General features: G+C 55.6%; 19 protein-coding genes and 1 tRNA gene. 9 read left to right on the forward strand and 11 right to left on the reverse strand.

What is annotated here, in order from left to right; genetic code table 11:
* The first annotated feature begins 1 nt into the window (after position 1).
* From P9875_RS25350 to P9875_RS25360, 3 genes are all read left to right on the forward strand, one after another.
* Positions 2 to 562: a sugar transferase gene (locus tag P9875_RS25350; protein WP_278316928.1), complete on the forward strand. Its 561-nt coding sequence runs from the start codon at positions 2 to 4 to the stop codon at positions 560 to 562.
* A gap of 77 nt (positions 563 to 639) precedes the next feature.
* Positions 640 to 2,562, forward strand: coding sequence for a polysaccharide biosynthesis protein (locus P9875_RS25355; protein ID WP_099401479.1), 1,923 nt, complete (start codon positions 640 to 642; stop codon positions 2,560 to 2,562).
* 295 nt (positions 2,563 to 2,857) lie between these two features.
* A complete protein-coding gene (locus tag P9875_RS25360; RefSeq protein WP_099401480.1) occupies positions 2,858 to 4,087 on the forward strand; it encodes a lipopolysaccharide biosynthesis protein in 1,230 nt (409 codons plus the stop codon).
* Positions 4,088 to 4,367: 280 nt separating this feature from the next.
* Here P9875_RS25360 and P9875_RS25365 read toward each other — a convergent pair whose 3' ends face one another.
* The 3 genes from P9875_RS25365 to P9875_RS25375 all read right to left on the reverse strand — a co-directional run bounded on the left by P9875_RS25365 (position 4,368) and on the right by P9875_RS25375 (position 7,183).
* Positions 4,368 to 4,892, reverse strand: coding sequence for an IS630 family transposase (locus tag P9875_RS25365; protein WP_423221806.1), 525 nt, complete (start codon positions 4,890 to 4,892; stop codon positions 4,368 to 4,370).
* A gap of 71 nt (positions 4,893 to 4,963) precedes the next feature.
* Positions 4,964 to 5,368 (reverse strand): helix-turn-helix domain-containing protein, encoded by a 405-nt coding sequence (locus P9875_RS25370; protein WP_278316929.1) that lies wholly within the window; start codon positions 5,366 to 5,368, stop codon positions 4,964 to 4,966.
* 267 nt (positions 5,369 to 5,635) lie between these two features.
* Complete coding sequence (locus P9875_RS25375; RefSeq protein ID WP_278316930.1) at positions 5,636 to 7,183, reverse strand: DEAD/DEAH box helicase; 1,548 nt, start codon at positions 7,181 to 7,183, stop codon at positions 5,636 to 5,638.
* 375 nt (positions 7,184 to 7,558) lie between these two features.
* On the opposite strand from P9875_RS25375, the gene P9875_RS25380 reads away from it, so the two are divergent.
* Positions 7,559 to 7,777: an oxidoreductase-like domain-containing protein gene (locus P9875_RS25380; protein WP_035821869.1), complete on the forward strand. Its 219-nt coding sequence runs from the start codon at positions 7,559 to 7,561 to the stop codon at positions 7,775 to 7,777.
* Here the strand turns inward: P9875_RS25380 and P9875_RS25385 are convergent, their stop codons facing one another.
* Positions 7,778 to 9,460: a methyl-accepting chemotaxis protein gene (locus P9875_RS25385; RefSeq protein WP_035821871.1), complete on the reverse strand. Its 1,683-nt coding sequence runs from the start codon at positions 9,458 to 9,460 to the stop codon at positions 7,778 to 7,780.
* 561 nt (positions 9,461 to 10,021) lie between these two features.
* Between P9875_RS25385 and P9875_RS25390 the strand changes: the two genes are divergently transcribed.
* From P9875_RS25390 to P9875_RS25400, 3 genes are all read left to right on the forward strand, one after another.
* Positions 10,022 to 10,741, forward strand: coding sequence for a Crp/Fnr family transcriptional regulator (locus tag P9875_RS25390; protein ID WP_035828139.1), 720 nt, complete (start codon positions 10,022 to 10,024; stop codon positions 10,739 to 10,741).
* A 270-nt stretch (positions 10,742 to 11,011) separates the two neighbouring features.
* Complete coding sequence (locus tag P9875_RS25395; protein WP_035821876.1) at positions 11,012 to 11,503, forward strand: DUF4265 domain-containing protein; 492 nt, start codon at positions 11,012 to 11,014, stop codon at positions 11,501 to 11,503.
* Positions 11,504 to 11,759: 256 nt separating this feature from the next.
* Positions 11,760 to 12,161 (forward strand): hypothetical protein, encoded by a 402-nt coding sequence (locus tag P9875_RS25400; protein WP_278316931.1) that lies wholly within the window; start codon positions 11,760 to 11,762, stop codon positions 12,159 to 12,161.
* Between the two features lie 56 nt (positions 12,162 to 12,217).
* Here P9875_RS25400 and P9875_RS25405 read toward each other — a convergent pair whose 3' ends face one another.
* Together P9875_RS25405 and P9875_RS25410 are read right to left on the reverse strand one after the other, a co-directional pair.
* The gene (locus tag P9875_RS25405) at positions 12,218 to 12,748 is read right to left on the reverse strand and encodes a DUF2947 family protein (RefSeq protein WP_278316932.1); all 531 of its coding nucleotides are present in this window, start codon (positions 12,746 to 12,748) and stop codon (positions 12,218 to 12,220) included.
* On the reverse strand, positions 12,736 to 13,461 hold the full coding sequence (locus tag P9875_RS25410) for a pyridoxine 5'-phosphate synthase (RefSeq protein ID WP_099401489.1): 726 nt from the start codon (positions 13,459 to 13,461) through the stop codon (positions 12,736 to 12,738). The genes P9875_RS25405 and P9875_RS25410 overlap by 13 nt, the downstream gene beginning before the upstream one ends.
* A gap of 125 nt (positions 13,462 to 13,586) precedes the next feature.
* On the opposite strand from P9875_RS25410, the gene P9875_RS25415 reads away from it, so the two are divergent.
* Both P9875_RS25415 and P9875_RS25420 read left to right on the forward strand, forming a co-directional pair.
* Complete coding sequence (locus P9875_RS25415; protein WP_099401490.1) at positions 13,587 to 14,300, forward strand: YjjG family noncanonical pyrimidine nucleotidase; 714 nt, start codon at positions 13,587 to 13,589, stop codon at positions 14,298 to 14,300.
* Positions 14,301 to 14,396: 96 nt separating this feature from the next.
* On the forward strand, positions 14,397 to 14,873 hold the full coding sequence (locus P9875_RS25420) for a DUF2726 domain-containing protein (protein WP_278316933.1): 477 nt from the start codon (positions 14,397 to 14,399) through the stop codon (positions 14,871 to 14,873).
* 16 nt (positions 14,874 to 14,889) lie between these two features.
* Here the strand turns inward: P9875_RS25420 and P9875_RS25425 are convergent, their stop codons facing one another.
* The 5 genes from P9875_RS25425 to rpoD form a co-directional block, all read right to left on the reverse strand.
* Positions 14,890 to 15,225 carry an FKBP-type peptidyl-prolyl cis-trans isomerase gene (locus P9875_RS25425; protein ID WP_099401492.1) on the reverse strand — a complete coding sequence of 112 codons (336 nt, stop codon included), beginning with the start codon at positions 15,223 to 15,225 and terminating at the stop codon, positions 14,890 to 14,892.
* A 254-nt stretch (positions 15,226 to 15,479) separates the two neighbouring features.
* Entirely contained in the window at positions 15,480 to 16,577 is a 1,098-nt protein-coding gene (locus P9875_RS25430) for a hypothetical protein (RefSeq protein WP_158300089.1), read from the reverse strand.
* The gene (locus tag P9875_RS25435) at positions 16,578 to 18,101 is read right to left on the reverse strand and encodes a DUF3696 domain-containing protein (RefSeq protein WP_278316934.1); all 1,524 of its coding nucleotides are present in this window, start codon (positions 18,099 to 18,101) and stop codon (positions 16,578 to 16,580) included.
* Between the two features lie 547 nt (positions 18,102 to 18,648).
* A tRNA-Ile gene (locus tag P9875_RS25440) sits at positions 18,649 to 18,727 on the reverse strand.
* A gap of 109 nt (positions 18,728 to 18,836) precedes the next feature.
* Positions 18,837 to 21,077: an RNA polymerase sigma factor RpoD gene (gene rpoD / locus P9875_RS25445; protein ID WP_046686139.1), complete on the reverse strand. Its 2,241-nt coding sequence runs from the start codon at positions 21,075 to 21,077 to the stop codon at positions 18,837 to 18,839.
* Between the last annotated feature and the right edge of the window lie 200 nt (positions 21,078 to 21,277).

Raw genomic sequence — 21,277 nt, forward strand, 5'->3', positions numbered from 1 at the left:
CATGAAAAGACTGTTCGATTTACTATTGGCGCTATGCGCAATGCTGGTACTGCTGCTTCCGTTTATCATCGTGGCACTGTTGGTCAAGGCCACATCCAGCGGACCGGCGCTATACTGGTCCGACCGAGTGGGACGCCACAACCGCTTGTTCCGCATGCCCAAGTTCCGTACCATGCGCGTCGACACACCAGCGGTGGCCACCCACCTGTTAACCGACCCGGCCAGATTTCTGACGCCGCCAGGCTCCTTCCTGCGCAAGTCAAGTCTGGATGAGTTACCACAGTTGTGGAGCATCCTGTGCGGCGATATGAGTTTCGTCGGCCCCCGTCCTGCGCTATTCAACCAGCAGGATCTGATCGAGCTGCGCACGCGCTACGGCGTCGACAAGCTGTTGCCGGGACTCACAGGATGGGCCCAAATCAACGGTCGCGATGAATTGCCCATCCCCGAAAAGGTGAAACTTGATGTCGAATACATGCAACGCCAATCGTTTGTGACCGATCTACACATCATTCTGCGGACCTTTCTGAAAGTCGTGCGCCGGGACGGCATCGTGCATTGAGGAATCACTCTGCGAACAGAACAGACCAAGCCACGCATCGCCATTGCGGCTAGCGGCACCTTTAAAAAAACAGGCACATGAAAAAATTTATTGTACTACCGAGGTTTCAAAAACAGCTGATCGCCATCATGACCGACATGTTTTTTTTGCCACTGACCTTTGCCTTGGCGTTGCTGCTGCGTTACGACACCGCCAGTCTGGCGCTGTTTTCTCAGTATCTGTGGCTGATCCTCGCGGCCCCCCTGATTTCAGTGCCCGTGTTCATTCGGCTCGGCTTGTACCGTGCGGTGGTGCGCTTCATTGACCACAAGATTGTGTACGTCGTCATCTTGGGCGTCACCATCTCCGTGGCAGTATTGGTCGCGATGGCAGCATTCGCTTCGCACATGGTGGGCTATTCGCGCGGCGTATTTGGAATCTACTGGATCAGCGCCATTACCTACGTGGTGGCAAGTCGTTTTGTGGCGCGCGGAATGCTGCGCCACACCAATGCCGAGAACGATATTGTCAAAGTGGCGATTTACGGCGCGGGCAAGGCGGGTAGCCAATTGGCTAGCGCTTTACGTGCCGGCAATGAATACCTTCCCGTCGCATTTATCGACGACAAGCCTGAATTGAAAGGCGCCATGATCGCCGGCATCAAGGTACATTCTGCAGCCTCGCTAAGCCAGCTAATCGAAAAAACCGGCATCAGCGACATCTTGCTAGCCATGCCCTCGCTGAGCAAAAGCCAGCAAAAACGCATTCTGGACCAGCTCGAACGCTTCAAGATCAAGATCAAGGTGACCCCGCCCATTGCCAGCCTGATCACCGGCGAGCTACGCGTGCAGGATGTGCGCGATATCGAAATCGAAGACTTGCTGGGACGAGACCAGGTCGCCCCCGATGCTTGCCTGATCGCCAGCGGCATCACGGGCAAGGCCGTGATGGTGACGGGCGCTGGCGGCTCAATTGGCTCTGAACTGTGTCGCCAGATCATCAGTTTGCGTCCCAGCCGGCTGCTCCTGCTGGACATGTCCGAATTTGCGCTATATTCGATCAAGCAGGAACTGAAAGGCCTGAAAACTGCGCAAGGATTAAAGGTAGAACTGCTGCCGTTCCTCGGTTCGGTGCTGGAGACTGAAAAGTGCACCGCCATCCTGAAGACCTTTGCCATTGACACCATTTACCACGCCGCCGCCTACAAGCATGTGCCGCTGGTCGAGCACAATCCGATCGCAGGCGTACGCAACAATGTATTTGGAACCTGGAGCATCGCCCAGGCAGCAATCGCGGCCAATGTGAAGTCATTTGTCCTGATCTCCACCGACAAGGCGGTGCGTCCGACCAATGTTATGGGCGCCACCAAGCGGTTGGCGGAACTGATTTTGCAAGCATTATCCCGCGAGCAAGAAAACACGCGTTTCTGCATGGTTCGTTTTGGCAATGTGCTCGGTTCGTCCGGCTCTGTCGTGCCGCTCTTTCGTCAGCAGATCATTCAGGGCGGACCGATCACCCTGACCCATCCAGAAATCACGCGCTACTTCATGACCATCCCCGAAGCGGCTCAGTTGGTTCTGCAAGCAGGGGCGATGGGCGAAGGTGGCGATGTCTTTGTGCTCGACATGGGCGAACCGGTAAGAATCATGGATCTGGCCGAGCGCATGGTGCACCTGAGCGGGCTGGAAGTTAAAAGCAAGTCGGCGCCCGATGGCATCGATATCCAGCATGTGGGCCTGCGTCCGGGCGAAAAACTCTACGAGGAACTGCTGATCGGCGATAACGTCGAGGGAACCGAACATCCGTTGATCATGCGTGCCCAGGAAGCGGAAATTCCTTGGATCGAGCTGCGCCCTTTGCTGGAGCAACTCGACCAGTGCTGCATCCGCTTCGAATACGACCAGGTGCGCGCCTTGCTGTTGCGCGCAGTGCACGAATATGCACCCCAGTGCGGTATCGAAGACCTGATCTGGCTGGAACGCCAGAAACCCGGCACGCCTGGCAAGCCGGACCGTCCCTGAAGCATATTCCGGCGCCGCCAACGGCGGCCGGGCCAACAACAGACATCGCGAAGCTCCTTTCAGACCTTCCTGTCGCCTGGCAAGCGGAGCCAATACCCCCGTGATGTTTCATCAATGGCATCAGTCATGCATAAGGTTGCTTGTGCATTTCGGTACTCTCTCAACTTCGAAAAAGTAGCCATCTCGTTTATACTGTGGATGAAATGAGCGTATTAAATATTTCTATTTATCAACAAAAAATATCCCCTCTTTCTTGATTACCAATCGATTCCGCATAACACCCGCAAAGAAAATTATGATAAAAGTAAATGAATTTAAAATTAACAACGAGGATGAAAATACGGGCATTTCATTTACGCAACTGATCATGGTATTCTGGAGTCAGCGCAAAATGATTTCTGCCATCACGCTAGCAGCGACGGCGATCGGGATCGGTGTCACCCTGGCATTTCCCACCTATACCAGCGTCGGCTATCTGCAAATCGGCTCAAGCATTCCCATCCAATTGGAGCGAAAAAAAGACTTCGAGGCATCGCAGGGCATCACAATATCGGACTACAAACGTTATTCTGCCGCCTTCAATACCAGCGAACGGTTCAACGATTTTATCCAGGAATACAAACTCGACAGCCAAACTGGAATTGATCAATTACGCGGCGCATTTTCTTCACGCAAAGGAATTAGCTCGAGTATAGAGCCGATCTACCCGTTTACCAAACTCGATGCAAAAGATCTGGTCATGGAACAGCCGAAGAATGGCAGCAACAATATTATTGGCGTTCTGATTCGTTACGAAAATAAGGATCCGATAATCGCCAAAAATATGGTGGAATTACTCGGCCGTTATACCCTCGACAGCATTATGTATATCTTTTATGCAGACCTTTTGCGCTACAGACTGAATGAAATCGATGCCAAGATCATTCGCCTTGAAAATGACATTCTTGAAAATAACATGAATCTGGAAGAGTATGAACGCAGAAGCGTCGACTTGAAAAAGATTATTGCACGCCACCCGGAGGCCAACAACACGGGCATCCAGGCAATCGTTTCGGTAACCGAAGAGAATTCTCGTTTCCTGGCGCCAAGAACGCAGTTGATGACCACTGAAGTCCAAATGTCCGAAGCCAATGAGAAAAATATCCGCGCCAGATACAATGAAATGCAATACAAGATTCTGCGCGAGTATTATCTCCTGGCCAAAAAGACTCTGGACAGCACTCGATCTGGTGAAACGATGCTACACGCCATGACAACGATTAGCGATACTGTATTCAAGAACAAGAATTTGAAAGATGAAAACGTTCAGAAAGTTTACAATAAAATCTCGATGGACAATAAGGAGGCGATCAACGTCTTCCATGAACAAAGCCGCTTTATCGCTGGCCCGAGCCTGCCGAAGAATCGCTCCACCAGCCTGTCCAAAATGACCATCGTCAGCTTTATGGCCGGCTTGGTTCTTTCTTTAATCCTGGCTTTTGGTCGCGACCTGCTGGCGACTAACCGCATGAAGCAGCAAGACTAAGTGAGTGTAGACAAATCAATATCGGAATCGTGGCATGCTATCGCGATATGGGAGGAGCATGACATGGCAACGAAATATCCACTCGACGGCACGGAGCGGTCAAGCAGAGCCGGCAGCAGACGGCCTGCGTTGAAGCTTAAGCATATCGCAGTTTTTGCACGATATCGTGATGGAGCGCGCGCAGGCCAGCTTGCAGGAAATCGCCGACGAACTTCATCGCCGCTGTGCTTTACGCGTGTGCCCAGCAACGACTCGTTGCGCGCTACGCGCGCTAAAGTAGTCAGACGAAATTTATTGTGAATACAGTTCCGAAACCTTTCATCAAGGATTCCACCTCGCTCAGCAACTCGCTTCCTTTCAGTCCGGCGAAACGGCGCCAGAAGTACTTAGCCTGTTTCCACAGAATCTCGATGCGATTCAGTTCCGGGCTGTGAGGGGGCAAGTAATACAGAAACAGCCTCTGTGCCATCCATTTCCGTCGGCATTTCTCAATCTGCGGCCCCTTGTGAAATGACGCATTGTCCAGTACGACAATGCGCGGCACGGTATGTTTTTGTGCCGCAAGCTCGTCGAAGAAAGCGATCGCGTCGTCGCGTACTGTCGGCCGACGTTGCGTTCGCCAGTACAGCTTGTGGTCATGGCGCAGCGCTCCCAGGATATTGACGCGCTCGCCATGCGACAGCGGTTCCACACCACGCGTCTGTCCAATCGGCGACCAACCCGACTGAATCGGCGGATTCGGGCTGAAACCGGACTCGTCATAAAACAGTAATTCGCACTGCCCGGTACGTGCCTGTTGATCCAACTCGCCGATTATTCGTGCGGCCTTGCCGAAAGGTTCCGGCGGATGCTTTTTTTTAAACTGTAGCGGTAGCGCTAGTAGCTGAACTGCATCTCGTGCAGATATCGTCTTGCCGTTTCCTGGCTGATGGCTGGCAAACCTTCCGTTTGCGCCAAGGTCCGCAGCAGGCTGTTGGCGCTGCCCCCATCGGCTTGCGCCAATGCTCGTAGTGCCTCTTGCTGTTGATCTGTCCACTTGCGTTTGCGCCCGGTATGATGGCCTTCATAAAGACCCATCAGCCCTTGCTTGTTCCAGCGTCGCCGCCATGCTTCAATGCTGTTCAGATGGACATGGAATTCATTGGCCGTTTGCTGCAAAGTCAGTCCTTGGCTCAAGCGAACTATCGCTTGGGCACCTATGCGTACACGTGGATGCGGATGAAAAACACCCATGTCGCGCAATGTTTGCTGTTCAGCCTGTTGCAGTATCAGTAATTTCATCACATCAACCCCTGCGTCGTTGCCTATCAGGCTTTGACAGCAAAAATTGACGAATTACTTAGTAATCGGCGCCCTGTCGATCCCGCCATACCATTGAGTGATGCTTGAATTTATTTTCCGGTCAGCTGACGCGTCACCGTTGAGAAAAGACTTTCGCGTGTATATACATACGCATCAGGCATGCACACCATGAAAAATGCAGAGGCAAGCTATTTACCGCCTCCGCATGAGCCGCCATCCCGCTGGAACAGCAGCGCGTAACACTTACTACTTCAACAACCCACCCAACAACGCCGCCACCTTCTGCTTCGGTTTGGTGGCGACTGGCGCCATGCTGGCAGCAGCGGGAGCAGCTGCCTTGGCCGGCTCATATGGCTTCAAGAACCAGGGATCGGCCTTTTCGCGGCGGGCGCCCGGACCAAAGGCGGGACGCGCACCGCGCTCGGCGGAGCGGCTGTCGCGGCTCTCGCCGGCATGGCGGCTCTCCGGGGCGCGTGCGGGACGCGCTTCGCCGCCTTCGCTGCGGCGCGGTGGACGGCGCTCGCTGTCGCTGCTGCGGGCAGGTGCGGGATTGAAGCCCGTCAATTCACCGCGCTTGATGCTTTGCTTGATGAGTTTCTCGATATCGGCCAGCAAGCGCTCGTCTTTATCCGAGTAGATCGAAATGGCGTCGCCCGAGGCGCCGGCGCGGCCCGTGCGGCCGATGCGGTGCACATAGTCTTCCGCGTTGTACGGCAAGTCGAAGTTGATGACGCAAGGCAAGTCGGAAATATCCAGGCCGCGCGCCGCCACGTCGGTGGCCACCAGCACGTCGATCTCGCCCTTCTTGAACGATTCCAGCGCCGCCATGCGTTCCTGCTGGCTCTTGTCGCCGTGAATCGCCGTGGCGCTCATGCCTTCCTGTTCCAGCACGCGGGCCAGGCGCGAGGCGCCGATCTTGGTGTTCGAGAAGACGATAACCTGCTTCAGGTCGCGCTGGCGCAGCAGATGGGCGACCAGGGCATGCTTCTGGTCTTCCGTCACCTTGTAGACCACTTGCGTGACCTTGTCGGCCGTCTGGTTGCTGCGCGCCACTTCGATCGTCAGCGGATCGTTGAGGAAGGTGGCGGCCAGCTTCTTGATTTCCGGCGAGAACGTGGCCGAAAACATCAGGTTCTGGCGCTGCTTCGGCAACAAGTTGATGATGCGTTGCAAGTCAGGCAGGAAGCCCATGTCCAGCATGCGGTCGGCTTCATCCATGACCAGCATTTGCACCTGACTCAGGCTGATGTTCTTTTGCTCGATATGGTCGAGCAAGCGGCCTGGCGTAGCGATGACGATTTCCACGCCGCCGCGCAGGATGACGGTTTGCGGCTTCATGTCCATGCCGCCGAAGACGACGGTCGAGCGCAACGGCGTGTGCTTGGCGTAGGCCTTGACGTTTTCGGCTACCTGCACCGCCAGTTCACGCGTCGGCGTCAGGATCAGTGCGCGCACCGGGTGGCGTGCCGGCGACATGCTGCTGCTGGCGTGCGCCATCAGCAACTGGATGATCGGCAAGGAAAAACCGGCCGTCTTGCCGGTGCCCGTTTGCGCGGCACCCATCACATCGCGGCCTTGCAGCACGACGGGGATCGCTTGTTCCTGGATCGGTGTCGGATGGGTGTAACCCTGGTCGGTCAGCGCGCGCTGGATTTCAGGCGCGAGGCCAAAGTCGGCAAAAGTCAGGCTGGGAGCAGCGGATGCGGCAGGTGCTGGTGCAGGCGCAGCGGCGACGGGCGCCGCTTCAGGGGCAATCGCCGGGCTGGGCGTAGGAGTCGATTCGGTTTCAGACATAAATTTTCTGGTGTGCCTCCGCACTGCGGAAGCCATGCTTTCTCAATAAACAACATTTCGGGGCACAGGCAGCTCCGTCTTGCAAGCCATGGATCATTGTTCTTGCGGCACCTCCGTGCTCCGGGACATGCTGTAGGGCGTATGCGGGAGCGTCGAAGAGATGTGCTGCGATGGCGGCGGAGATCGCGCCGGCGGAACATCGCGCGCAGAAGATACAATATCAGTGCTGTAAACGATACCCTAATTCACCGCAACTGTACACGGAAACCGTGATTTTTGAGCAAAAAGCGTTCCAGCAACGGCACGCCGGGATGCCGTATGATGCCTGCTCCTATGCCTGCTTCGATGCCAGCTCCACCGTCCCCAGCCATCACCATGCCCACCCCGCCTTTACCGCACGATCCGCAACCGCAAGCGCCCAGCAAACCGGGCAATGACGAATGCTGCCACAGCGGTTGCACCTTTTGCGTGCTGGAAATGTACCAGGAAGACTTGGCCGCCTACGAAGAGGCCCTGAGAGCGTGGCAGCAGCGCCAGCAAGCCGCTGCCGCACCCGCCACCCAGGGTGTCAAGAAACCGCGCAAGCGCGCCTGATCAGAAGCTTTCCCACTCATCCACTGGCGCCGCGCGACGCGCCGTGCCGGCCAGTTGACGTGGCGCAGCTGCCGGCGTCACGGCTGCCGGCGCCTTGACGGCCTTGACAGGCGCACGCGATGTGGCGGCGCTCGCCACATCGAGCTTGAAGATGCTGACCACTTCGCTCAGGCTGGCTGCCTGCTCCTGCATCGATTCGGCCGCCGCGGCCGCCTCTTCCACCAGGGCCGCATTTTGCTGCGTCACCTGGTCCATCTGGGCGATGGCCTGGTTAACTTGCTCGATACCGGCGCTCTGCTCGCTGCTGGCGGCCGTGATCTCGCTCATGATGTCCGTCACGCGGGTGATGCTGGCAACGATGTCATCCATCGTGCGGCCCGCCTGATCCACCAGTTTCGATCCCGCCTCGACTTTCTCGACCGAATCGCCGATCAGGACCTTGATATCCTTGGCCGCCGCGGCCGAGCGTTGCGCCAGGTTGCGCACTTCCGTGGCCACGACGGCAAAGCCGCGCCCCTGTTCGCCTGCACGCGCCGCCTCGACAGCCGCATTCAGGGCCAGGATATTGGTCTGGAAGGCAATGCCGTCGATGACGGCGATGATGTCGACGATCTTGCGCGACGAGGCATTGATCGACGCCATCGTGCCCACCACTTCGCCGACCACCTTGCCGCCCTCGATGGCGATGCTCGACGAGGTCAGCGCCATGGTGTTGGCCTGGCGTGCATTGTCCGCATTCTGCTTCACGGTCGACGTCAGCTCTTCCATTGACGAGGCCGTTTCTTCCAGCGAACTGGCCTGCTCTTCCGTGCGCGACGACAAATCCTGGTTGCCGGCGGCGATCTGGCTCGACGCCGTGGCAATGGTATCGGTGCCGCTGCGCACCTGGCCCACCAGCGTCTGCAGGCTGGCGTTCATGTCTTTCAGGGCCTGCATCAATTGCCCCGTTTCGTCTTGCGATTGCACAACGATATGCGCCGTCAAATCGCCAGCGGCCACCTGGCGCGCCACGCCGACGGCCGCGATCAGCGGACGCGCCACGCGGCGCGCCACCCACAGCGCCAGCAGCATGCCGATGACGACGATGCCCACCACCAGGCCGATCAGGCTGGCGCGCGAGGCCGCATACGTTGCGTCGGCGCTGGCGCTCGAACGCACGCCGCCATCCGTGTTAATCGACACCAGTTTATCGAGGAGCACCATCATGTCCGCCATGACCTTGGCCGACGGCCCCACAGCCAGCGCGCGCGCCTCTTCCTTTTTCATCTCGCGCGACAGGCTCAGCATGGTTGCATGCAAGCGCATGAATTCATCGTTGAGCGCCAGGAAGCGTTCGAACGCTTCCTGCTCGCCCGGCTCGGAAATCAGGCTGCGGTACTTGTCGCCGTCCACCTTCAGCTTGGCCTGGGTTTCCGTCATGCGCGTTTCGTTCTGCGCCATGTCGGCATCCTGTGCGGCCAGCATGTGCGCCAGTTCCCAGCGGCGGAAATCGCTGACATCACTGCGCATATTCATGGCCGCCAGCACGCTGGGCATCCAGTTCTCGGACAGGTCGGTCGATGCGGTATTGATGCGCGCCATGGAAAAGATCGCCGACACGCCCAGCGCGGCCGTCAACAGCAGCACGGCGCCAAACGACAAGATCAGCTTGGTGGCAATTTTCAAATCAAAAAACCATTTCATGCGTTGCGTTCCTTCATTAAACGGGTAAACGGGACAAGACAGCCGCGCGCCGGCAAATGCACGGCGCGGGCAGTGAAGCGACCAAGGAAGGCATCGCAGGTTGCAGCGGAAGTGAGCAGTGATGGAGAGCAAGAGTAGCGGCTCATCCCGACACACAAATCAAATTTCCGCAATGCAACATTTTATCACCGTCGTACGGCAGCGCAGAGTGGTTTGATCAAGGCATGCAGCCAAAGTTCACGGGGAGCTGGCAGGGGAGCCTGTTTTTTGCCGTTTGTTTCCAGAGAGAAAAAAATGCAGATCAGGCGTAGGAGTTGGATGACACGAGGCAATGTTCCTAGCCTACATAAGCGCGTCGGCTCATCCGATGCACGTCCGCTGCCCCTGGTTCTATAGTGGATACAAGATTCAGCACAACGCTAGCAAGCCATAAAAGCAGCGCCATCCAACAAAATCAGAAGACGAGGCCCTACCATGTACAAAGCTTATAGCAACCTGACACCAGCCACGAATACCCACGCCGCCGCCCAGCACAACTGGCAAGCCGCTCCCGCCACACCGATGATCAGCATCACGGGCGCACAACAGAACGAATTGCTGCGCGCCTTGTCGCGCGCCGATCTGGAGCGCCTGTTCTGCCAACTGGAACTGGTCGCCTTGCCTGCCGGCAAGCACCTGTTCGATTGTGGCGGCAAGATTGAATACACGTACTTCCCCACCAACGCCATCGTTTCCCTGCTGTATGTGATGGAAGACGGCGCCACCACCGAGATCGCCGTCATCGGCCGCGAAGGTGTGGCCGGCGTGGTGCTGTACGAAGCCGAACGCGCCACCTGCACGGCCATCGTGCAAACGGCCGGCTACGGCTATCGCCTGAAAACAGCCTTCCTGCGCGAAGTGTTCAATGAAGGCGGCGCACTGGCACAATTGCTGATGCGCTACACCAGCGCCATGTTTGCGCAAATGGCACAGAACGTGGTGGGCGGCCGTCATTGCAGCATCGAACAAAAACTGTGCCGCTGGCTGCTGGACCGCCTCGACCGTTCGCTGTCGAACGAGCTGAAGGTGACGCAAGACACCATGGCCAACATGCTGGGCGTGCGCCGCGAAAGCGTCACCGTCACGGCCCGCAAGCTGCAGGACGAAGGCTTGATCCAGTACCGCCGCGGCACCGTCGAAGTGCTCGACCGCGAAGGCCTGGAAGCAGCCGCCGGCAATTGCTACAAGGCCGCCCGCGCCGGTTTCGAACAGTTCCGCAGCGGCATCAGCGCCCACAACTAATACTCAGCGCCAAGTCATCCGCGCAAGCACGCTTCGGCGTGCTTTTTTCATTCCAGGGTATTGAGTCCCCGTCGAGCACACTTGACCGCCCGTCACTTCGACGCGCACGAGGCCACATGAACAGCCAATGTCCGCGCCCCATTCTTCATTGCCTTTCCTCGTTTGCACCGTTGCGTATCCTGCCAACAGGCACGCACCCGGTACAATATTGCAATAAACCACAAGCCGGCACGCCCCGCAGCGCGTCGCGCCGGCACTATGAAAGAATGAATGGAAGACATCAATTGCGAAGGCTTGCCGCACATCCGCGTACTGGCAGGCGAAAACACCAGCGGCCCCGTGTATGAAACCCTGCCGGCGCGCCAGATTGACGAGCACGTCTACGAACTGCTGGCTTCGCCCGGCCTGACGCTGAACCTGGCGCGCGGCGACATCGTCAGCATCGCCGACCCGCTCGCTCCCGCCGAAGTATTAAAGCGCGGCGGCAACTTCTGCATCCAGATCTATGCCGACGATGTGCCGCAAGCAGCAGTGGACCAGCTCGAACGCGACGTGCAAGAACAGCTGGGCGGCACCATGGACGGCCAGTACAAGGGCAACCTCACCTTCAGCGTGCCGGGTCACCACGGCATCTACAGCGTGAATGGCCCTTTCGACGCCTTCCGCGAAGCGACGGGCGTGGAATGGTACTTCGCCAACATCTACGTCAACCTTGATGACGACGATGACGAAACCTTGCTCAACTGGTGGGTGGATATGTAAAGTTCCTCGTGCGCCAGGCAAGACCATGACACGCGTCAATGCGTCGTATTGCCCTGGCGCACATCAAGATACCTGTCCCCCATCTTGCGTACGCTCTATCTACCGTCAGCCACAGAGAGAAACGCCATGCCCTACATCGCGAGTGCCGACTATGCAAAGCAAAAAGAAATCGTAGGAAATGGCGAGTGCATCACCCTGGTCAGGCACCTCACCGGCGCCACTGACTCTTCGCTTTGATCGCTCCGAACTCTTTCGAATGAAGCCGCTCGCACTGCTGGCATTTTCCATCGCGGGCATGGCGATGCAGTACGCTGCCGCAGCCCCCCTTGTCTCCGTTTCTTGCCCACAAGCGACTCCCTCTATCTGGAACTTGCCAGCCGCCAGGCTCGACAGCGTGCGCGTGCTGTCCTATCCGGCGGATCGGCCGCCGGTGGACGGCGAGGCCTTGCCCATCCTGGCCCCGATCAGGGAGTGGACAAGTGCCGGTACCTTGTATCAACGCTGGGATATCAATTTCGATGCCCCACACTATCTGTTTCAGGTGGATTGCCTGTATGCCGCTACCGAGCGCTACCTTCGCATGGATTTGCCGGGCGTCAAACAGTGCGTCGCAGCCGTTAAACAGCGAACGAAAATAGTCAGATTTAAGTGCAAATAGGTAATGCGGCTGGCATTCAGCCATAGCGCTTATCGCCACCGGATGGATGCATCCCGTTAAACGGGCTGCAAACCTTCCTCACCACCCGCCAGCGCTCCCTGTGGCGAGAAATAGACGAACTTGCCCGTGGCAGGCTGGTACAGCAAGGGGCCCTCGTCAGAAATGGCCAGCAAGCAAGGCCAGCATGCGGCAAGCGCGGCCGGTGTCAGTGCATAGACGCGTGTCCGGCTGGCCATGAAAAAGACGGGTGCCGCCACGACAGCGTGAAAATAGGAAGAGAGAAACCTTGCCACGCAGCCATCCTGCGCCGGGTGTTCGCTGGAAACGGCATCGAACTCGGCCAGCCAGTCCGGCCCCGACACTGTAGCCTGCAGGCGATGCCCCGCGCGCAGTTGCATGGGATGCGTCTCGTCGGGATGGGCCGACACATGGCGCGTCCACAGTTGCGCCGCCGCATCGGGCGTCAGCGCTTGCACCTGTGCCAGCGTCTGTGCCGCGACGGCGAAGTCGGCATCGAAGAAGGGCCAGTCCGGCGCAGGCTGCAGCGGCCGGCCAGCGGCACCGCCCAAACTCCCTACGATTGACATATCTCAAGGTAGCGGCCCAGCACCTTGTCCATGCCAAGCTCAAGGCATTCAACCACCAGCGCATGGCCGATCGACACTTCCAGGATGCCAGGAATGTCCAGGAAGCGCGCCAGGTTGTGCAAATCGAGATCATGCCCCGCATTCACGCCCAAGCCCAGCGCCTGCGCCCGCCGCGCCGCCTGCAGATATGTATCAAACACGGCATCGGCCTGCGCGCCGCCATAACTCTCGGCAAACCGCTCCGTGTACAGCTCGACCCGTGCCGCCCCCACCTCGCGCGCCCATTCCAGCGCCGGGTAGTCTGCATCGACAAACAGGCTGACGCGAATGCCCAGGTCGTTCAATTGCGCAATGGCGGGACGCAGCAGCGCCGTGTGCTGTTCAATGTCCCAGCCGTGATCGGACGTCAATTGCCCCGGCATGTCGGGCACCAGGGTGCATTGCGCGGGGCGCGCGCTTTTTACGACTTGCAGAAATTCCGCCGCCGGATAGCCCTCTACATTCAGCTCGCGCCCCCGCTCCGCGCACAGGCGCTGCAACGGGGCAACATCATCGTAGCGCGCATGGCGCTGGTCCGGACGCGGGTGCAAGGTGATGCCGGCGGCGCCCAGGTCGAGAAAGCGCGCGGAAAACGCCAGCAGGTCGGGGAAGTTGCGGCCGCGCGAATTGCGCAGCAGGGCGATTTTATTGACGTTGACGGAGAGCTGGGTCATGAGCAGGAGTGAAGTAAGGGTGACAGGTCTGGCAGCGATTGTAGCGGATCGCCCGCGCAAGGCACGGCCAACCGAACTCAACGCTACGTGCTACGATGCAAGACAAGTTCCTTTCAATACATACCATGACCTACCAGCTCTTCCTGTTTGACCTCGACGATACCCTGCTCGACTTCCGGGCGTCCGAAAAACGCTCCTTCCTGCACACCATGCACGAACTGGGCTTGCGCGACGGCATCGACGGACTGTTTTCCCAATATCAGGCGATCAACGTCGACCTGTGGAGACGTTTCGAAACGGGTGACGTCACCAAGGATTTCCTGAAAGTGGAACGCTTCCGCAAGACGTTTGCGCTGAACGGCATCGCCATCGCCCCGGAACTGGCCAGCCGTTTGTATCTGGACTCCCTGCCGGACACGGTCGTGCTCATCGATGGCGCCAGAGAAGTGTGCGAAACGCTGTCGCGCATCGGCGAAGTGGGCATCATCACCAACGGCGTCGAATCCATCCAGAACCGCCGCATCGCCGCCTCCGGCCTGAGCGACTACATCTCCTTCGTCGCCACCTCGGAAGCGTGCGGCCACGCCAAGCCGGACGTGCGCTTCTTCGAATATGCCGCCAATATGGCGCGCGCATTCAGCAAGGAAACAAGCATTATCATCGGCGACCGCCTGGACGCCGACATCCTCGGCGCCAACCGCTACGGCATAGCCAGCTGCTGGTTCAACCCGGACAGCATGGCCAATACCTCGGCGGCCATCCCCACCTGTGAAGTGGCCAGCCTGCATGACATCGTGCCAGCGCTGGGCATGATACCGGTCAACTTGAAACAGGCTTGATCGCCAACAAGCGCACCACCTGAAATACGCTGGCAGCGGCACGAAACATGCCGCCGTTCGCGTACCATCAGGATTCGTCCATTCTGGTGCCAATCCATGCCGTCTTACACCGTCCTTCTCGCCATCGCGGCAGTGATCCTGTTCCTTGCCATGCTGGCCACGCGCCAGGCTGCCAAGTCGCGCAAGCCGCTGAGGCTGCACAGAAAACCCGTGATGACGGCGCGCGAGCAGCAGATGTACCACCTGCTGCAGACGGCATTCCCGGAATGCACGGTGCTGGCACAAGTGGCGTTTTCCGCGCTGGTGACGGCGAAAGGATGGGCCAACAGAAACCGTTTCGACCGCAAGGTGGCCGATTTTGTTCTGTGCAGCAAGCAACTGAATGTGCTCGCCGTCATCGAGCTCGACGACAGCAGCCACGCCGGCCGCGAACGCCAGGACAGGGAACGCGATGCCATGCTCAAGCTGGCCGGCTACGTGACCTTGCGCTATGCCAACTTCCCCACCCAGCAGGCGCTGCGCGCCGATGTCGAGCAGCTGCTGCTGAAAAAAGCCGGCGTCGTATCTGTCTGATGACACCATCCAGACATCAATCGCGCGTCAGCACTTCCAGCAATTCGATCTCGAAGATCAAATTGGAGTGCGGCGGTATCAAGCCCACCTGCCGCTCGCCATACGCCAGCGCCGCCGGCACCCACAGCTTGCGCGTGCCGCCGACCTGCATGCCCTGCAAACCCAGAATCCAGCCCTGGATCACCTTGTTATTGCTCAACACACAGCGAAAAGGCTCGCCCCGCTTATGCGACGAGTCAAACTCCGTGCCATCTTCCAGCCATCCCCGATAGTGGGCCGTGATCAGCGCGCCACGCGCCGCCGCCTTGCCATCACCGACCACGATATCGTCAATCTTCACTTCAGCCGTCATCTCGTTTCATCCCTCATCAATCGCAATGCCGCGATTGTACGACAGCACGAAAAAAGCTCCGGCAGTCACCCGCCGGGGCTTCAATCGATACTGCGAGTTCTGGTGGGCCTCCCGTGAGTCGAACACGGCACCAATGGATTATGAGACACACACATAATATTATTAATATGGAAATTACAGCATCAGAAAAATAACAATATTCTACGAAAAGCTATCTGTAGAAAATGATTCTAGATGCCGGTTATCTAATTAATTTAAACGCGAACCCGCTCTCCAACCGGAGCAAGCAAAAACTCAAACACTGCCTGCCCTAACATCGTCCATCGCGTATCATCCTCCAGAAGCTTTAACGTCGCTCTTTGATTACTATCCTTTAGATATTCAACGGTCTTTTCGAGTACCCGCTCACCTAGACCATCAATCTTGGAACAGGTACAGTTATCGCCCACCTCCTCAACTTTCCCTGCACAACTCACGCACAGCTTCCTTTTCCTTTCAAAATGATGAACAAAGGTCTTCCAGTAAGCGACAGTACCAGCATCTTTTCTTTGTATCCAGGATAAACTACAGCCTGACTTAATATCTAGATATTTCCACATCTCTAGTTTGTAGCCCTTAATATCGTTTAGATTATCAATTAACTTATTATAATCAGGGCTTACTTTATCAAGAATTTCAACAGGAATAATATTCTCCAATTCGCGCTCATCCAATACTATATGTTTGACAATATTTCTAGAGCCATCAGAAATATCTCGACATGATTTTGATGTAAAGGAATCGCCGAAACCTGGGTGAAGTTTATCGCTATCAGTCAAACATAAGCATGGAGAATACTCCCCTTCAATGTAGCTTTGCAAAGATCGTGGGATTCCAGACCCACCGCCACTTCGGCGCCGCACTGGAACATTAAAACCATTAAACTTATTTCTTATTTTGTAAAATTCAGAAAATATAACATAAAGCTCGGTATCCCTATCATTCTCCGCTAATAATGTACTCTGTAGCAAACCATATTTAAAATAGCTTAACGGAACGCGCCAAGTCTTTCCAACCCTGCGAACACCCTGAAACTCTGCTGCATCATCCAAATAAACGACAACATGATAGCCAATTGTAGAAATAAACTCCTTATAAGAAGGAACTTTATTATACAATGCCTCTAAAATTTTTTTCCCGTTAATACCAATTTTACCCCCTATTTTGCCGTGCAAAATTTTCAAATGCTTCATTTCCATGAATAGAAGATGATGCCGATTTTGATACGCAGAAAGAAGAGACATTAGTGCTTGATGATGCTCTTCAGAATCCGCCTCTATGTTTTCCAAGGACTTATCAAGAATGAATAGCATTTACCACTCCGGCTCAAAAAACCCGATCGGCCAGTTTTGCAAATAGCCCTCTTCGTCAAATCCTGATCTTGTTATTTCCGATTGACCATTTTCATTTTTTGAAAATAACAATATTTGCACATCACTATATGCTAATTTTCCCTCACCAATTATCTGCCCCAACCGATTTATCAGATGATTGCTATGGGTTTCTATAACCAGTTGGGTAGACATACTACCATTAGCAACTGACGCAAAAACATCCGCTAATTTAGCTTGAAGCGCGGGATGTAGATGCAATTCAGGCTGTTCAATAACAATACAACTAGTCTGATTCGATCTGGTATGCCGTCTTTGCGATGCCCAAATCTGCGTAATTACAGGAAGTATTTGAGAAAATCCGAAACCAATGTCAGCCAAATTAGAATATACATCTTCGCCCTCTTCTCGAACTACAATTGCTACATGCCCCCCAGAACTCTGAGTCTTGACCGAGAACCCAAAATTCTTGCCGATCCACTCATTAAACTCTTCCAAAAGCCATGGGCCCATATTATCTATAAACATCGCCATGTTTTCGCCCTTGGAATCAATCTCATCGATACCAAGTTCCTGCTTACGATAAAATCTTTGAGCTGTAGCTCGAATTGGCTCAATATATTTTACGCCTGCATAATATGTTCGTAACGAATCATCCAGCAAAGCTAGAACATCGTTAATTTTAGAGGCAAAAACCATTTCTTCAATATCATGCACAACTTCATATACACGAGCACGAGCGTACTCTTCAAAATCCTTGAATAATACATCTATCCTGTCACATATCTGACTCGCCAAAGTATAACGTTCAAATATTGGTGTAGTGTAAATTGCCTTAAGAAGAGCATCTTGAAAAGGAAAATCTTCTCTAGCTACTCTTTTTGCTATTTCCTCTCTAAATGGATATGCATTTTCAAAAAGTGTCTTCTGAGCTGCAGGAGTTCTCTCCCTAACAATTGTAAGAATTGGCAATATTCCCTGATAAGACACATCTGTGTAGTCTGTGACTTTCGGCTTCCATCGCTTACGTCCGCAAATTATTGATTCTATATTATTTAATTCATTTACCTTCAACTCCAAGTCAAAGCCAAGCGCCTGTATCGAAATTGATGGCGAATAGCTCCTGCCAACTGTAGAATTTTTAATATTAATTGTTATCTTTGCCTCAAAATTACCGACCGAACTGTCTCGGTACATAGTTCTTGAATTGAGCTTTGCCTCGCTAACAACATTAATTCTAAAAGTAAAATCTATTCCATGCTCCTCTTCACCTCTTTTTAATGTCTCAGAAAAAGAACCAAAATCAGCTCTATCACCGAACCATAAGATTGGAGCTCTTTTTTTCGCCTCGCAACTTTGTCTAATTAATGGAAATGAGCGAGCAAAAGTACTTTTTCCTGCACTGTTTTTACCAACAAGAATCGTTATGGGAGCCAACCTGATCTCCTCATCCATTGATATCGACCGTACATTATTTAAAGAGATACTTCGAAGAATTGGCTCCATGCCTATTTCCTAAAAAATAAAATTGCAATCAGAAAAGTCAAATGCGTTACATATTTAAAATTGAATCTTGGTAACTTTATCACACATCGCACGGTCGAAGAAATTTCCAACCTGTAAGAGTTGGTAGCCGATCTACATAAACTGCCAAATGAGATGCTGAAAAATGAGCATATCGACGAACCATCTAAGCGCTCCCCCAGCCGCCAAGCTCTTGAATAACATTCAGAGGGATTCCGCGGTAGCAGGATCAGGTGCGCCATTAACGGAGTGGCAGGAGTGGCAGTGTCAGGTCCGCCATTCAGACACAAGCTCAACCATAGCTGCATTAAACATCTATGATGGCCTGCGGCATACTCAATTGTGAATACATGATTGAATGGTAGGCAAAGTACGCAACGCCTCTTACGCGCTCCGTACCGCCATAAAGATAAAATTAGTGGCAAAGCCAGAACCAGCCCATCCAAACGAAAAAATTGCGTTGACCGTTTCGCGCATAAAAAAAGCCCCGGCAGTCACCCGCCGGGGCTAATTCTCTACTGCTAAATTCTGGTGGGCCTCCCGTGAGTCGAACACGGCACCAACGGATTATGAGTCCGCTGCTCTAACCAAGCATGAGCTAGAGGCCCGGGGAACTGCGGCGTGGCGGCGCTGTTGATGCCCGCCTCGCGCGGCCGTTTTGGAAACGGACACGCGAGGATAGGGGTATCAGGGGCGTACGTCAAGCCCTATTGGCTTCTAGTTGCCTTCCAAGAAGCTTTTCAGCTTGTCGGAGCGCGATGGGTGGCGCAGCTTGCGCAGCGCCTTGGCTTCGATCTGGCGGATGCGCTCGCGCGTCACGTCAAATTGCTTGCCCACTTCTTCCAGCGTGTGGTCGGTGGACATCTCGATGCCGAAACGCATGCGCAGCACTTTCGCTTCGCGTGGCGTCAGGGAATCGAGCACGTCCTTGACAACGCCGCGCATGGACGCGTGCAGGGCCGCGTCGGCCGGCGCCAGCGTGTTGTTGTCCTCGATGAAGTCGCCCAAGTGCGAATCGTCGTCGTCGCCGATCGGCGTTTCCATCGAGATCGGTTCCTTGGCGATTTTCATGATCTTGCGGATCTTGTCCTCGGGCATTTCCATCTTGATCGCCAGGGTGGCCGGATCGGGTTCCGCACCTGTTTCCTGCAGGATCTGGCGCGAGATCCGGTTCATCTTGTTGATCGTCTCGATCATGTGCACGGGAATACGGATCGTGCGCGCCTGGTCGGCGATCGAGCGCGTGATGGCCTGGCGGATCCACCAGGTCGCATACGTCGAGAACTTGTAGCCGCGGCGGTACTCGAACTTGTCGACGGCCTTCATCAGGCCAATATTGCCTTCCTGGATCAAATCGAGGAATTGCAGGCCGCGGTTCGTGTATTTCTTGGCGATCGAAATGACCAGGCGCAAGTTGGCCTCCGTCATTTCACGCTTGGCCTTGCGCGCCTTCATTTCACCGGCCGCCATCTGGCGGTTGATGTTGCGCAAGTCCGGCAGCGGCAATACAACACGCGCCTGCAGGTCGATCAGGCGCTGCTGCAGTTCCTTGACGGTCGGAATGTTGCGGCCCAGGATGGCGCTGTACGCGTGTCCTGCGTTGACTTCGCCATCGACCCAGTCGAGGTTGGTTTCATTGCCCGGGAAGACCTTGATGAAGTGGGCGCGCGGCATGCCGCAGCGGTTCACTGCCACGTCGAGGATCTGCTTCTCGATATGGCGCACTTCGTCGACCTGGCCACGCAGGGTGTCGCACAGCTTTTCCACGACCTTGGCCGTGAAACGGATACCCAGCAACTCTTGCGAAATGGCTTCCTGCGCCTTGGCGTAGGGTTTCGAGTTGTAGCCTTCTTTTTCGAAGGCGCGGCGCATCTTGTCGAATTGCTGCGAAATGATGGCGAATTTTTCCAGCGCCGTGCGTTTCAGGGTTTCAAGCTGCTCAGCGGAGAAGCCGGCGGCGCCCGAAGCGCTCGCTTCTTCTTCCTCTTCTTCTTCCTCTTCTTCCGCTTCGCCTTCTTCCTCGTCTTCTTCGACGGGCGCGGCCACGACAGGGGCGGCGGCGACCGGTTCGTTTTCATCGACGAGGCCGTCGACGATTTCGTCGATCTTGATCTCTTCGTTGGCGATGCGGTCGGCGGCGGCGATGATCTCGGCGATCGTCACGGGACAGGCGGAAATGGCCTGGATCATGTCTTTCAAGCCATCTTCGATGCGCTTGGCAATCTCGATCTCGCCTTCGCGCGTCAGCAGCTCGACCGAGCCCATCTCGCGCATGTACATGCGCACGGGGTCGGTGGTGCGGCCAAAGTCGGAGTCGACGGTCGACAATGCCGCCTCGGCCGCCGCTTCCGCCTCGTCGTCGCTGGTGACGACGGCAACGTTATCGGACAACAACAACGTTTCCGCATCGGGCGCGTGCTCGTAGACGGCGATGCCCATGTCATTGAAGGTACCGATGATGCCTTCGATGGCTTCCGGATCGACGATGTTTTCGGGCAAGTGATCGTTGATTTCCGCGTAGGTCAGGAAACCGCGTTCCTTGCCGAACTTGATCAGGGTCTTGAGTTTCTGGCGCCGGCGCTCGAGTTCTTCCTCGCTCGCTTCCGTGTCGGACGAGAACGCATCCTTCAGCAGCGCGCGCTCTTTCGCCTTGCGGTCCTTGGCCTTGGCCTTGTCGACGGCCTTCAGTTCGGCCCGCTCGACGGCGTTCAGGGCGGCGACTTCATCATTTTCTGGCTGGAATTCTTTTGGCTTGCGGCCGCGGCGGCCTGGCACTTTTACCGACGGCAAGACATAACCGGACGTATCGATCGCGGCCAGGGTGGCGGCGTCGGTGGTCTGGCTGACCACGGGCGCGCTGGTGACGCGCGCTTCTGGCCGGTCGAGCGCCTTTTCGGCTTTCGTGGTAACTTTAGTGGGCTTTACAGCCGCTTTGGATTCGGGTTTCTTGATTGGCACAGGCGCTTTCGATTACACAACGACTTGCTTTACGGTGGATTAGGATAAAGTTTGCTGCCAGTTCCCTGTCTACCTGCGGGAACCACCATCTTCGAACCTGCCGACTACGCAAATTCGACACTGTTACGTTACTTACACCTCATCGGCCACGATCCGCGGGAAGCGCAGCAATTCCTGTCCACCGGCTGTTGCCAGCCGCC

Origin of the sequence: Janthinobacterium rivuli (genome assembly GCF_029690045.1) — a bacterium.
Classification (GTDB): domain Bacteria; phylum Pseudomonadota; class Gammaproteobacteria; order Burkholderiales; family Burkholderiaceae_D; genus Janthinobacterium; species Janthinobacterium rivuli.

What these genes read in the sequence shown, in the direction of transcription:
- P9875_RS25350 (WP_278316928.1), top strand. Translation starts at nt 2, where the DNA reads ATGAAAAGACTGTTCGATTTACTATTGGCGCTATGCGCAATGCTGGTA.
- P9875_RS25355 (WP_099401479.1), top strand. Translation starts at nt 640, where the DNA reads ATGAAAAAATTTATTGTACTACCGAGGTTTCAAAAACAGCTGATCGCC.
- P9875_RS25360 (WP_099401480.1), top strand. Translation starts at nt 2,858, where the DNA reads ATGATAAAAGTAAATGAATTTAAAATTAACAACGAGGATGAAAATACG.
- P9875_RS25370 (WP_278316929.1), bottom strand. Translation starts at nt 5,368, where the DNA reads ATGAAATTACTGATACTGCAACAGGCTGAACAGCAAACATTGCGCGAC.
- P9875_RS25375 (WP_278316930.1), bottom strand. Translation starts at nt 7,183, where the DNA reads ATGTCTGAAACCGAATCGACTCCTACGCCCAGCCCGGCGATTGCCCCT.
- P9875_RS25380 (WP_035821869.1), top strand. Translation starts at nt 7,559, where the DNA reads ATGCCCACCCCGCCTTTACCGCACGATCCGCAACCGCAAGCGCCCAGC.
- P9875_RS25385 (WP_035821871.1), bottom strand. Translation starts at nt 9,460, where the DNA reads ATGAAATGGTTTTTTGATTTGAAAATTGCCACCAAGCTGATCTTGTCG.
- P9875_RS25390 (WP_035828139.1), top strand. Translation starts at nt 10,022, where the DNA reads ATGATCAGCATCACGGGCGCACAACAGAACGAATTGCTGCGCGCCTTG.
- P9875_RS25395 (WP_035821876.1), top strand. Translation starts at nt 11,012, where the DNA reads ATGGAAGACATCAATTGCGAAGGCTTGCCGCACATCCGCGTACTGGCA.
- P9875_RS25400 (WP_278316931.1), top strand. Translation starts at nt 11,760, where the DNA reads ATGAAGCCGCTCGCACTGCTGGCATTTTCCATCGCGGGCATGGCGATG.
- P9875_RS25405 (WP_278316932.1), bottom strand. Translation starts at nt 12,748, where the DNA reads ATGTCAATCGTAGGGAGTTTGGGCGGTGCCGCTGGCCGGCCGCTGCAG.
- P9875_RS25410 (WP_099401489.1), bottom strand. Translation starts at nt 13,461, where the DNA reads ATGACCCAGCTCTCCGTCAACGTCAATAAAATCGCCCTGCTGCGCAAT.
- P9875_RS25415 (WP_099401490.1), top strand. Translation starts at nt 13,587, where the DNA reads ATGACCTACCAGCTCTTCCTGTTTGACCTCGACGATACCCTGCTCGAC.
- P9875_RS25420 (WP_278316933.1), top strand. Translation starts at nt 14,397, where the DNA reads ATGCCGTCTTACACCGTCCTTCTCGCCATCGCGGCAGTGATCCTGTTC.
- P9875_RS25425 (WP_099401492.1), bottom strand. Translation starts at nt 15,225, where the DNA reads ATGACGGCTGAAGTGAAGATTGACGATATCGTGGTCGGTGATGGCAAG.
- P9875_RS25430 (WP_158300089.1), bottom strand. Translation starts at nt 16,577, where the DNA reads ATGCTATTCATTCTTGATAAGTCCTTGGAAAACATAGAGGCGGATTCT.
- P9875_RS25435 (WP_278316934.1), bottom strand. Translation starts at nt 18,101, where the DNA reads ATGGAGCCAATTCTTCGAAGTATCTCTTTAAATAATGTACGGTCGATA.